This is a genomic window from Pseudomonas sp. Z3-6 (genome assembly GCF_051131985.1).
Lineage (GTDB): Bacteria > Pseudomonadota > Gammaproteobacteria > Pseudomonadales > Pseudomonadaceae > Aquipseudomonas > Aquipseudomonas zanjanensis.
Genome location: NZ_CP071644.1, coordinates 1078096 through 1090772, shown reverse-complemented (window position 1 = coordinate 1090772; position 12677 = coordinate 1078096). Strand labels below are relative to the sequence as shown.

Genomic DNA, 12677 nt, shown 5'->3' with positions numbered 1-12677 from the left:
CTCTTGACTCCCGATTGGGAGGGTCACGAAGGGAAAACCTCGTGGCGCGGGCACTCAACAAAAACAAGAAGCCCGAAACCAATAATAAAAACAGAGCACGCAACTAATTCTGGGGGAGCTTCGGCTCCCCTTGTGGTTTCTGTCGTTCCGCCTTCCCCGCAGCCTACATGCCTGTCGCTGAAAGCTTGCAGCCCAAAACTCCTCTGTCCTACACCATCCCTCGACTAAATGCTAGAATCCCCGCCCATCATGCGGTCATTCTTCGTTTTTGGCCGAACATTCCTTCAAACAGTGCATCCCATGCTGAAGAAGCTGTTCCAGTCATTCCGTTCTCCCTTGCGTCGTACGCAACACATTCGCAGCACGCCTGAAGTGCTCAACAGCGGCCAGCATTCACTGCAAAAGGCCCAGTTCAGCCGTTATGCGGTGAACATCGTCGAACGTTTGCAGAGCGCCGGCTACCAGGCTTACCTGGTCGGTGGCTGCGTGCGCGACATGCTGCTCAACATCACTCCCAAGGATTTCGACGTTGCCACCAGCGCCACGCCGGAACAGATAAGGGCCGAGTTTCGCAACGCCCGGATCATTGGCCGGCGCTTCAAGCTGGTCCATATCCATTTCGGCCGCGAAATCATCGAAGTGGCGACTTTCCGGGCCAATCACCCGCAGAGCGATGAAGAGGAAGACAGCAACCAGTCTTCCCGCAACGAGAGCGGGCGCATCCTGCGCGACAACGTCTACGGCACGCTGGAAGAAGACGCGCAACGCCGCGACTTCACCATCAATGCCCTGTATTACGATCCGGTCAGCGAACGCATCCTCGATTACGCCAACGGCGTACACGACATCCGCAATCGCCTGATCCGCCTGATCGGCGATCCCAAGCAACGCTACCAGGAAGACCCGGTGCGGATGCTGCGGGCCGTGCGTTTTGCCGCCAAGCTGGATTTCGGCATCGAAAAACACAGCGCCACGCCGATTCGCGAACTGGCGCCGATGTTGCGAGAGATCCCCTCGGCCCGTCTGTTCGAGGAAGTGCTCAAGCTGTTCCTGTCGGGCAACGCGGCAGATACCTTCGAGATGCTGGTGGACTTGCAGTTGTTCGATCCGCTGTTCCCCGCCAGTGCCGAGGCCCTGGAGCACAATCCGACCTATACCCACACCTTGATCAGCGAAGCGCTGATCAACACCGACCTGCGCATCAAGCAGAACAAGCCGGTGACGCCGGCGTTCCTGTTCGCCGCCCTGCTCTGGCCTGCCCTGCCGGCCCGGGTGCTGCGCCTGCAAGACCGTGGCATGCCGCCGATCCCGGCGATGCAGGAAGCCGCCCACGAGCTGATCGCCGAACAGTGCCAGCGCATCGCCATTCCAAAACGCTTCACGATGCCGATCCGCGAGATCTGGGACATGCAGGAGCGCCTGCCACGGCGCAGCGGCAAACGTGCCGACCTGCTGCTGGACAACCCGCGGTTCCGCGCCGGCTACGACTTCCTCCTGCTGCGTGAAAGCGCAGGCGAGCAGACCGATGGCTTGGGCGAATGGTGGACCGATTACCAGGACGCCAACGACAGCGAGCGTCGCGACATGATTCGCGAGCTCAGCGGCAAGGATGATGGCGCCAGCGGCCCACGCAAGCGTCGTCGCAGCAGCGGTGCCAAGCGTAAACGGGCCAGTGAACCGAGCGCTTCGGGCGAATAATCGATGAAACGCATCTACATCGGCATGGGCAGCAACCTCGCCGAACCCGCCGAACAATTGCGCAGCGCCGTCCAGGCGCTCGCGCAGTTGCCTGACACGCAACTGGTAGGTGTCTCGGCGTTTTATCAAAGCGATTCCCTGCTCCCCGGCCAGCCGCGCTACACCAACGCGGTGGCAGCGCTGGACAGCCGCCTGGCACCGCTGGACCTGCTCGATGCGCTGCAAGCCATCGAAACCGGACAGGGTCGCGAACGTCTCGAACGTTGGGGGCCGCGCACCTTGGACCTGGACATCCTGCTGTTCGGTGATCGCCTGATCGACGAGCCACGCCTCAAGGTTCCCCACTACCACATGCAGGCCCGGGCCTTTGTGCTCTACCCGCTGGCCGAACTGGCCCCCGCCGACCTGCGCCTGGCCGATGGGCGCCTGCTCGAGGATCTGCTTGCGGCGTGCCCATTCGTCGGCCTGGAACGCTTGCCTCCAAACTGATGCAGCCTAAGGGAGCCCCTGGCCTGAAGATGTCGACTGTTAGATCGCCTTCGCGAGCAAGCCCGCTCCCACAGTAGATCTGTGTGGTACACAAAGTTTGTGTCCGCTGAAGATCCAATGTGGGAGCGGGCTTGCTCGCGAAGAGGCCCGCAGGTCCAGCATCATCAGCAACTGCCACCCCATCCCAAGCTGAAACGCATCAGTCACCCCGGTAACACCCGGCGGTAACACATCCAATTGACTTCCCGAGTGCTCCTCACGACTATAGGCGTCCCGTCGCCGCCAACGCGGCGCTAATGGGCGTAATCCAGGCCTTACAAGCACCACGCATAGAAGGTGCGCCTGAATTCGAGCGCCTAATGAGGACTTTTTCATGCCAGCTATTACCCTGACCACGCTGCAAGGTCTCAAGCAAAAAGGTGAAAAAATCACCATGCTGACCTGCTATGACGCAACCTTCGCCCACGCCTGCAACGAGGCCGGTGTCGAAGTGCTGCTGGTGGGCGATTCCCTCGGCATGGTGCTGCAAGGTCACGACAGCACGCTGCCGGTGACCACCGCCGAGATGGCCTACCATGTGGCCGCCGTCAAACGTGGTAACACCGATGCGCTGATTCTCGCCGACCTGCCGTTCATGGCCTACGCCACCCTCGAGCAAACCATGACCAACAGCGCCATGCTGATGCAGGCCGGTGCCCACATGGTCAAGGTCGAAGGCGCGTTGTGGCTGGCCGATTCGATTCGGCTACTGGCCGAGCGAGGCATTCCAGTGTGCGCGCACCTGGGCCTGACTCCCCAAGCGGTGAATATCCTCGGCGGCTACAAGGTCCAGGGCCGCAATGAGAACCAGGCGCGGCAAATGCGCGCCGATGCGATTGCCCTGGAGCAGGCGGGCGCGGCGATGTTGCTGCTCGAATGCGTGCCCAGCGAGCTGGCTGAAGAAATCACCCATGCGGTGAAGATTCCAGTGATCGGAATCGGCGCCGGCAGCGCTACCGACGGCCAGGTACTGGTGCTGCACGACATGCTCGGATTATCGATCACCGGGCGCGTGCCCAAGTTCGTCAAGAACTTCATGGCTGGGCAAACCTCTATCCACGGCGCCTTGAGTGCCTACGTCGCTGAAGTCAAGGCGGCGACCTTCCCGGGCACCGAACACGGGTTTTCTGCATGAACACCGTCAAAACCGTACGCGAACTGCGGGCCGCCGTGGCCCGTGCCCGCGGCGAAGGCAAGCGCATTGCCTTCGTGCCAACCATGGGCAACCTGCACAGCGGGCATGTGGCGTTGGTCACCAAGGCTGCGCAACGGGCCGACTTCGTGGTGGCGAGCATTTTCGTCAACCCGCTGCAATTCGGCGCCGGCGAAGATTTGGACAAATATCCCCGCACCCTGGCGGCCGACCAGGAAAAACTGCTCCAGGCCGGCTGCCACTTGCTGTTCGCCCCCAGCGTCGAAGAGATGTACCCCGACGGCATGACCGGACAAACCCGGGTCAGCGTTCCGCAATTGTCCGAAGGCTTGTGCGGCGCCAGCCGTCCCGGGCATTTCGAGGGTGTGGCGACGGTGGTCAGCAAACTGTTCAATATGGTCCAGCCTGACCTGGCGGTGTTTGGCCAGAAAGATTTCCAGCAACTGGCGGTGATCCGCGCCCTGGTCCATGACCTGAACATTCCGATCCAGATCATCGGCGAGCCGACCGTTCGCGCCGAAGACGGCCTGGCGCTGTCGTCACGCAACGGTTTCCTCAGCCCGGACCAACGCGCCGTCGCGCCCGTGGTCTATCGCGCCCTGAACCAGATCGCCGAGGCAATCAAGCAGGGTCAGCGGGATTTCCCGGCGCTGATCGGTGCGCAGCTCAAGCAACTCGAAGCCGCCGGCCTGCGTCCCGACTATCTGGAAATCCGTCACGCCAAGACCTTGCGTCCGGCGTCGAGCGAGGACCGCGACCTGGTGATTCTGGTCGCCGCCTTCCTGGGCACCACGCGCCTGATCGACAATCTGCATCTGGATCTCGACACGCCCGCCTGAAGCCCCCTTGTGGGAGCAGGTGCCTGTGGGAGCAAAGCTTGCTCGCGATAGCGGTCTGACAGTCGACATAGGCGTTGAATGTGACCGCATCGTCGCGAGCAAGCTTTGCTCCCACAAGGCTCGCCCCACAGCAATTCAGTTTGCCCGCAAGACCTCACCGCGTTTCCGTCTGTCGACCCCTTCCCATCCTCGATGTATAAAAAAGTACCGGGAACCAGTCAGACAAAGTCAAGACAGATCGCAACGCGAGGTTTACTGTAGTCGCCCTGTGTCTGGCGATCGTGTCGATGCAGTGTCCGGACGCCCACCTCGAGCCGCGCCGGAATTTTTCGTGTACAAAAGGTCGTTCAAGTAAAAAGGAAACCCGCAGCGATGGCGTATTACCGAACCCCTCATGACGTGACCGCTCTGCCAGCCTGGCAAGCGCTGAATGACCACCGCAAAGCCATGCAGGATTTCAGCATGCGCGAAGCGTTCAATGCCGATCCGCAGCGTTTCACACAATTCACCCTGTCGAGCTGCGGTCTGTTTCTCGACTACTCGAAAAACCTGATCAACGCCCAGACCCGCGACCTGCTGGTGGGCCTGGCCAACGAAGTCGACCTCAAGGGCGCGATCAAGGCGCTGTTCGAAGGCGAAATTGTCAACGCCTCGGAAAACCGCCCTGCCCTGCACACCGCCCTGCGTCGGCCGGTGGGGGACAAATTGCTGGTCAACGGCGTCAACGTGATGCCGGACGTGCACAAAGTGCTGAACCAGATCACTGACCTGGTCGGCCGCATTCACGACGGCCTGTGGCGCGGCTACACCGAAAAGCCCATCACCGACGTGGTGAACATCGGTATCGGTGGTTCCTTCCTCGGCCCGCAGTTGGTGTCCGAAGCGCTGTTGTCCTACACGCACAAAGGCGTTCGCTGCCACTACCTGGCGAACATCGACGGCAGCGAGTTCCACGAACTGACCATGAAACTGCGCGCCGAAACCACGCTGTTCATCGTCTCGTCGAAATCGTTCAACACCCTCGAAACCCTGAAGAACGCCCAGGCCGCCCGCGCCTGGTACCTGGCCCAGGGTGGTTCCGAGGCGGAGCTGTATCGCCACTTTATCGCCGTGTCGAGCAACAATGCCGCCGCCGTGGCCTTCGGCATCCGTGAAGAAAACATCTTCCCGATGTGGGACTGGGTTGGCGGGCGCTACTCGCTGTGGTCGGCCATCGGCCTGCCGATCGCCCTGGCCATCGGTATGTCGAACTTCAAGGAATTGTTGTCCGGCGCCTATTCCATGGACCAGCATTTCCAGAGCGCCCCATTCGAGCAGAACATGCCGGTGCTGCTGGCGCTGCTGGGCGTGTGGTACGGCAACTTCTGGGGCGCGCAGAGCCATGCGATCCTGCCGTACGACCACTACCTGCGTAACATCACCAAACATTTGCAGCAGTTGGACATGGAATCCAACGGCAAGAGCGTGCGCCAGGACGGTACCCCGGTGTCGACCGACACGGGCCCGGTCATCTGGGGCGGCGTTGGCTGCAACGGTCAGCACGCCTACCACCAGTTGCTGCACCAGGGCACCCAGTTGATCCCGGCCGACTTCATCGTGCCGATCGTCAGCTTCAACCCGGTTGCCGACCATCACCAGTGGCTGTACGCCAACTGCCTGTCCCAGAGCCAGGCACTGATGCTGGGCAAGACCCGCGCCGAGGCCGAAGCCGAGCTGCGGGACAAGGGCGCCAGCGAAGAAGAGGTGCAGAAACTGGCCTCCCACAAGGTGATCCCGGGCAACCGTCCGAGCAACACCCTGGTGGTCGAACGCATCAGCCCACGTCGCCTCGGCGCACTGGTGGCGCTGTATGAACACAAAGTGTTCGTGCAGAGCGTGGTCTGGGGCATCAACGCCTTCGACCAATGGGGCGTGGAGCTGGGCAAGGAACTGGGCAAGGGCGTCTACAACCGCCTGGTGGGCAGCGAAGAAAACCCGGCCGAAGATGCCTCGACCCAGGGCTTGATCAACTACTTCCGCGGTCGTCATCGCGGCTGATCCCTGGGTTTGCATTCCTCCTGTGGGAGCGGGCTTGCTCGCGAAGACGGTGTGTCAGTTGCCATTAATGTGTCTGACACACCGCTTTCGCGAGCAAGCCCGCTCCCACACGGGCTCCATGAACAACTTGAACTGAATATTCACTGGGCGCATCTTTATATCTTGTCGCAAAACAAGAATAAGGAACCGTCATGTTCGATATCAGCCAGTACCCCCACGCCGATGCCGTCCGCCGGGCTGCGCAACTGAGTCAGGACGAGTACAAGCGGCTCTACAAGGAATCCATCGAACACCCCAGCGCCTTCTGGGCCGAGCAGGCCACGCGCTTTCTCGACTGGATGACGCCCTGGCAAACCGTCCAGCGCTATGACCTCAAGAATGGCGACGCGACCTGGTTCGCCGGCGGCAAGCTGAACGTCAGCGCCAATTGCATCGACCGTCACCTGGACACACGGGGCGACCAGATCGCGATCATCTGGGAAGGCGACGACCCTGCCGAATCGGCGCAAATTACCTACAAGAAACTCCACAATCATGTCTGCCGCCTGGCCAATGTGCTGAAAAGCCGTGGCGTGAAGAAAGGCGATCGGGTCTGCATCTACATGCCGATGATCCCCGAGGCCGCCTACGCCATGCTCGCCTGCACCCGCATCGGCGCGGTGCATTCGGTGGTGTTCGGCGGCTTCTCGCCGGACTCCCTGCGCGACCGGATTCTCGACGCCGATTGCCGCACCGTGATCACAGCCGACGAAGGGGTGCGCGGCGGGCGCTTCATACCGCTCAAGCGCAACGTCGACAAGGCCCTGGAAAGCTGCCCGAACGTCAGCACCGTGCTGGTGGTCGAGCGCACCCAGGGCGAAGTGGACTGGGTGGAAGGTCGTGACCTCTGGTATCACCAGGCCATGCACGACATCAGCGACGATTGCCCGCCCGAACCGATGGACGCCGAAGACCCGCTGTTCATCCTCTACACCTCAGGCAGTACCGGCAAACCCAAGGGCGTGCTGCACACTACCGGCGGCTATCTGCTGCAAGCGGCGATGACGTTCAGGTACGTGCTCGACTACCGCGACAACGAGGTGTTCTGGTGCACCGCCGACGTCGGCTGGGTCACCGGCCACAGCTACATTGTCTATGGCCCGCTGGCGAACGGCGCCACCACGCTGATCTTCGAGGGCGTGCCGAGCCACCCCACCAGTTCGCGTTTCTGGCAAGTGATCGACAAGCATCAGGTCAACATCTTCTACACCGCGCCGACCGCCCTGCGCGCGTTGATGCGTGAAGGAGCCGGACCGTTGCAGGAAACGTCCCGCAAAAGCCTGCGATTGCTCGGCAGCGTCGGCGAGCCGATCAACCCGGAGGCGTGGGAATGGTATTTCAACGTGGTCGGCGAACAGCGCTGCCCGATTGTCGATACTTGGTGGCAGACCGAAACCGGCGGCATCATGCTCAGCCCATTGGTCAGTGCCCCACGGCTCAAGCCAGGCTGCGCCACACGGCCGATGTTCGGCGTGCAACCGGTCTTGCTGGATGAGGTGGGCAAGGAAATCAACGGTGCCGGCAGCGGTGTGCTGGCGATCAAATCCAGTTGGCCGGGGCAGATCCGCAGTGTCTACGGCGACCATCAACGCATGGTCGACACCTACTTCAAGCCCTACCCGGGTTATTACTTCACCGGTGACGGCGCGCGCCGCGACGAAGACGGCGACTACTGGATCACCGGGCGCATCGACGATGTGATCAACGTCTCCGGGCATCGCATTGGCACCGCCGAGGTGGAAAGCGCCCTGGTGTTGCATGACAGCATCGCCGAAGCCGCCGTGGTCGGTTACCCCCACGACCTCAAGGGCCAGGGCATCTATGCGTTTGTCACGCCGATGAACGGTGTGGAGGCCAATGATGAGCTGAAGAAGGAATTGTTGGCTCACGTCAGCAAGGAAATCGGCAGCTTCGCCAAGCCGGAGCTGATCCAGTGGGCGCCGGCGTTGCCCAAGACCCGCTCGGGCAAGATCATGCGGCGCATCCTGCGCAAGATCGCCTGCAACGAGCTCGATAGCCTTGGCGACACCTCGACCCTGGCCGATCCAAGCGTGGTGGAGGGGTTGATCGACAAGCGGCTGAATCGCTAGGCCAAACACAAGAACCTGTGGCGAGGGAGCTTGCTCCCGCTGGACCGGGCTGGCGCTCCAGTGCGTAGCACTCCCAAAAATCATAGGGCCGCTGCGCAGCCCAGCGGGAGCAAGCTCCCTCGCCACAGGACGGTGTCTAGCTCGTAACCTTGTGCAACCTAAAACCCCATCCTTCATAACTGCTAAACTCCCGCGCCTCATTTCTCTAAGGCGCGCCCGGCATGTCTTCCTTGAATCAGGCGCTGCGCGCCGCCCTCGACCAGCGCCAGGAACTGCTCGGCCAACTGCACCAGCAAGGCACCGACTGCTATCGCCTGTTCCATGGCAGCCAGGAAGGCGCGCCCGGCCTGACCATCGACCGCTATGGCCCGCAACTGCTGGTGCAGAGCTTCCACCAGTCGCTGGAACGCGACGACCTGCTGCAATTGCACGGCATCGTCAACGAACGCCTGGGGCTGGAGACCCTGTTGGTCTACAACGACCGCGCCCGGGGCAATTCCCGCATCGACCGCCAGGACACCGTCTATCGGGCGGACGAAGCCGCCCTGCAAGACCTGGTCGGGCATGAGTGGGGCTTGAATTATCGTGTCCGCGGCCGCCATGCCGGGCAGGATCCCCTGCTGTTCCTCGACCTGCGCAATGCCCGGGGCTGGGTCAAGGCACACAGCCGCGGCAAAAGCGTGTTGAACCTGTTTGCCTACACCTGCGGCGTCGGCCTGAGCGCCGCCGCGGGTGGCGCGCGTGAAGTGTGCAACCTGGACTTCGCCGAAGGCAACCTGGCGGTGGGCCGTGAAAACGGCCTGCTCAACCCCGATTTGCAGCCCATGGAATTCGTGCAGTCGGATTACTTCCCGGCGATTCGCCAATTGGCCGGCCTGCCCATCAGCCAGCGTCGCGGGCAAAAACTGCCCAGCTATGTGCGCCTGGAGCAACGCCAGTACGACCTGGTGCTCCTCGACCCACCGGCCTGGGCCAAGAGTGCGTTCGGCACCGTCGATCTGTTGCGCGACTACCAAAGCCTGCTGAAACCGGCGCTGCTCACCACCGCTGACAATGGTGTGCTGATCTGCTGCAACAACCTGGCAAAAGTGCCCATGGATGACTGGCGCGAGCAGGTGTTGCGCTGTGCGGAAAAAGCCGACCGCCCGGTGCGCGACTGGAGCGTGCTGACCCCAGGCAGCGACTTTCCCTCCCTGGATCAGCAACCACCGCTCAAGACGCTGATCCTCCAGCTCTAGGCCCCGGACTGAATTCTCACAGGGAAACCAGATAAATCTCATAAATCACAGTGGCTTCGGAACCGTAAACGCATGCCATACTCCAAGGCACTCCGAATTCACACCTAGATGAAGCCGCACATGCCCAAAGGATTGATTCGCGCTATCGGCGCCCTGTTGACCGCACTGGCCCTCTACAGTCTGTTGGGTTTCCTGATTCTGCCAGGCATTGCCTTGCGCATCGCCAACCAGCAATTGGCCGCCCTTGCGACAGTACCGGCCCAGATCCAGCGCATCGAACTCAATCCCTTCAGCCTTGAAGTCACCCTCTGGGGCTTGAACATCGGCGAACCGGGCAAAGAGCAAGTCGGCTTCGAACGGCTGTACGCCAATTTGCAACTCGACAGCCTGTGGTCCGGCGCCTTGCACCTGGTCGACATTGAACTGGACAAGCCCAAGACCGAAGTCGTGTTCACCAAGGACGGTCAGTTGAACCTACTGGGCCTGTTCAAGTTACCGGCCAGCGAACCGACGCCCGCCGATCCCGAGGCCAAACCTTTTCCGCTGCGGGTCGATCGAATCAAGTTGGCTGGCGGTTACGTGCATTTCCAGGACCTGCGTCCCAGCGAGCCCATCGAGTTCCTGTACGACACCCTCGATTTCGAGCTGAAGAACCTCAGCACCCTGCCCGACGACAACGCCGACATGACCTTGGTGGCCGCCGGCCCCGAGGGCGGGCAGATCGACTGGACCGGCAATTTCAGCCTCTCGCCAATTGCTTCCCAGGGTACGCTCAAAGTCACTGGTGGCCAGATGAAAGCCTGGTGGCCCTACGTGCGCGACGCGGTGCCGCTGGTGTTGGAAAACGGCGTCCTGAACCTCAGCACCGACTACAAGCTCAACTTGGCCAAAGGCACCGAACTGCTGCTCAACAATGTCGCGGTCAGTGTCGCTCCCTTCGCCATCAAGGCCCCCGATGGCCGTCCATTGGTGAAACTCGAGCGCCTGGATGTCAGCGAAACCACGGTAGACCTGGCCAAGCAGCAAGTGGTGGTGGGCAAGATCCGTAGCCAGAAGCTGGAAACCTGGGCCGCTCGCGAGGCAGACGGGCAGCTGGACTGGCAGAAACTCTTCGCCAGCCAGCCGGCCAAACCGCAGGTCAAGGCTGAACCGGCATCCGCCCCGGCGGCAGCCGACTCGCCAAAACCTGAACCGGCACCACCGAGCAAACCGTGGCAGGTGCTGTTGAAGGACGTGCAACTGCGCGACTATCAAGTGCACCTGGCCGACCGTCAGGCGCAGCCCGCCGTGGCACTGGAAGTCGGCCCACTGAACCTCGACCTGCAGAACTACGACACCCTCAACGGCTCGCCCTTTACCCTCAAGCTCGACACCGGTTTGGGCAAACAGGGCAAGATCCTGGCCGACGGCGAGGTCAACCTCAACCCGATCAGCGCCAGGCTCAAGGTCAAGACGCAGGACATCGACCTGCGCGTCGCCCAGTCGTACATCAACCCGTTCATTCGCCTGGAGCTGCGCTCCGGGATGCTCGGCAGCGACCTGGCGGTCGACCTCAAGAGCACCGAACCGCTGGCCTTTGCGGTCACCGGCACCGCCCAGGTCGACCAGTTGCACACCCTCGACACCCTCAAGACCCGTGATTTCCTCAAGTGGCAGAAGCTGGTTCTCGAAGGCCTCAACTACCAGCACGGCGACAGCCTGTCCATCGACAAGGTCAACCTGTTCCAGCCTTACGCGCGGTTCATGATCAATGACGACCGCACCACCAACGTCGATGACCTGCTGATTCCGCAACCGGCCGACAGTGGCGCGAAGAACACCGCGGCCAAACCGGCGGCCCAGGAAAAACCGCTGGGCATCCACATCGGCGGCGTCGCCATCAATGACGGTTCGGCCAACTTCGCCGACTTCAGCCTCACGCCGAACTTCGCCACGGCCATCCAGCAACTCAATGGCCAGATCGGCACCATCGACAGCCGCCAGGCCAAACCGGCCAGCGTGGACATCAAGGGCAAGGTCGACCGTTACGCGCCCGTCACCATCAAGGGCGCGGTCAACCCTTTCGATCCGATGGCCAGCCTCGACATCGCCACCAGCTTCAAGCGGGTCGAGCTGACTACCCTGACGCCCTACTCCGGCAAGTTCGCCGGCTATCGCATCCGCAAGGGTCGACTCAATCTCGACCTGCATTACCGCATCACCAAGGGCCAGCTCCAGGCGGACAACAAAGTGGTGGTCGAGCAATTGCAGTTGGGGGAAAAAGTCGACAGCCCGGACGCCGTGAGCCTGCCGCTGAAACTGGCCATCGCGTTGCTCAAGGACTCCGAGGGCAAGATCTCCATCGAACTGCCGGTCAGCGGCAACCTCAACGATCCACAATTCAGCGTCATGCCGATCGTCTGGCAGACCCTGCGCAACCTGGTGGTCCGCGCGGCCCAGGCGCCGTTCAAGCTCATTGGTGGCCTGGTGGCCGGCGGCGGTTCGGAAGACCTGGGCAGCGTCGCATTTGCGCCGGGCTCCAGCGATCTGAGCAAGGATAACGAAGGCACGCTGCTCAAACTCTCCGAAGCCTTGGCCAAACGGCCCGAGCTGCGCCTGGAGATCGAGGGTACCGCCGCCGAAAGCAGCGACGGGCCATTGCTCGCGGCCCAGCGGCTGGAGCGCGAATACCAGTACAACTACTACAAGATGCTCCAGCGTCGGGGTGACAAGGTTCCGGCCCAGGCTTCGCTGATAGAGGTGCCCGAGGATGAAAAGGCACCGCTGCTCGAAGGCATCTACCGCACGCGCCTCAAGACCCAGCCGCCGGCCGAATGGACGCAACTGGATAAAACGGCGCGCATCGAGAAACTGCGCGAAGGCGTGATCAAGTTCTGGAGCGGCAGCGACGTGCTGTTGCGCCAACTGGGACAGGAACGGGCCAGCAGCATCAAGGATTTCCTGGTGGACAAAGGTCAGTTGGCCGACGACCGCGTGTATTTCATCGACGCCAGCCTCGGCCAGGCCGAAAGCGATGGCCGGGTGGTCACGCCTATGCATCTGGATGCCGAATAAG

8 protein-coding genes are annotated in these 12677 nt (G+C 61.8%); all 8 read left to right on the top strand.

From position 1 onward, the window contains the following. Positions 1-300 precede the first annotated feature (300 nt). Positions 301-1698 carry a polynucleotide adenylyltransferase PcnB gene (locus tag J3P88_RS04950; protein WP_434574306.1) on the top strand — a complete coding sequence of 466 codons (1398 nt, stop codon included), beginning with the start codon at positions 301-303 and terminating at the stop codon, positions 1696-1698. A 3-nt stretch (positions 1699-1701) separates the two neighbouring features. After that, complete coding sequence (gene folK / locus J3P88_RS04945; RefSeq protein ID WP_434574304.1) at positions 1702-2187, top strand: 2-amino-4-hydroxy-6-hydroxymethyldihydropteridine diphosphokinase; 486 nt, start codon at positions 1702-1704, stop codon at positions 2185-2187. Positions 2188-2560: 373 nt separating this feature from the next. Continuing rightward, positions 2561-3361 (top strand): 3-methyl-2-oxobutanoate hydroxymethyltransferase, encoded by an 801-nt coding sequence (gene panB / locus J3P88_RS04940; RefSeq protein ID WP_186709086.1) that lies wholly within the window; start codon positions 2561-2563, stop codon positions 3359-3361. Beyond that, the gene (gene panC, locus J3P88_RS04935) at positions 3358-4218 is read left to right on the top strand and encodes a pantoate--beta-alanine ligase (RefSeq protein ID WP_434574302.1); all 861 of its coding nucleotides are present in this window, start codon (positions 3358-3360) and stop codon (positions 4216-4218) included. The genes panB and panC overlap by 4 nt, the downstream gene beginning before the upstream one ends. Before the next feature lie 372 nt (positions 4219-4590). Next, the gene (gene pgi, locus J3P88_RS04930) at positions 4591-6255 is read left to right on the top strand and encodes a glucose-6-phosphate isomerase (RefSeq protein WP_186709079.1); all 1665 of its coding nucleotides are present in this window, start codon (positions 4591-4593) and stop codon (positions 6253-6255) included. A gap of 191 nt (positions 6256-6446) precedes the next feature. Next, positions 6447-8384, top strand: a complete 1938-nt coding sequence (acs, locus tag J3P88_RS04925; RefSeq protein ID WP_434574300.1) for an acetate--CoA ligase — start codon at positions 6447-6449, stop codon at positions 8382-8384. A gap of 221 nt (positions 8385-8605) precedes the next feature. Further along, positions 8606-9622 carry a class I SAM-dependent rRNA methyltransferase gene (locus J3P88_RS04920; RefSeq protein WP_434574298.1) on the top strand — a complete coding sequence of 339 codons (1017 nt, stop codon included), beginning with the start codon at positions 8606-8608 and terminating at the stop codon, positions 9620-9622. 120 nt (positions 9623-9742) lie between these two features. Next, entirely contained in the window at positions 9743-12676 is a 2934-nt protein-coding gene (locus tag J3P88_RS04915) for a DUF748 domain-containing protein (RefSeq protein WP_434574296.1), read from the top strand. The last annotated feature ends 1 nt before the right edge of the window (position 12677 follow it).

Bases quoted from the DNA above. Each gene is read 5' to 3' on its own strand.
- J3P88_RS04950 (WP_434574306.1), top strand. From the start codon at position 301: ATGCTGAAGAAGCTGTTCCAGTCATTCCGTTCTCCCTTGCGTCGTACG.
- folK (WP_434574304.1), top strand. From the start codon at position 1,702: ATGAAACGCATCTACATCGGCATGGGCAGCAACCTCGCCGAACCCGCC.
- panB (WP_186709086.1), top strand. From the start codon at position 2,561: ATGCCAGCTATTACCCTGACCACGCTGCAAGGTCTCAAGCAAAAAGGT.
- panC (WP_434574302.1), top strand. From the start codon at position 3,358: ATGAACACCGTCAAAACCGTACGCGAACTGCGGGCCGCCGTGGCCCGT.
- pgi (WP_186709079.1), top strand. From the start codon at position 4,591: ATGGCGTATTACCGAACCCCTCATGACGTGACCGCTCTGCCAGCCTGG.
- acs (WP_434574300.1), top strand. From the start codon at position 6,447: ATGTTCGATATCAGCCAGTACCCCCACGCCGATGCCGTCCGCCGGGCT.
- J3P88_RS04920 (WP_434574298.1), top strand. From the start codon at position 8,606: ATGTCTTCCTTGAATCAGGCGCTGCGCGCCGCCCTCGACCAGCGCCAG.
- J3P88_RS04915 (WP_434574296.1), top strand. From the start codon at position 9,743: ATGCCCAAAGGATTGATTCGCGCTATCGGCGCCCTGTTGACCGCACTG.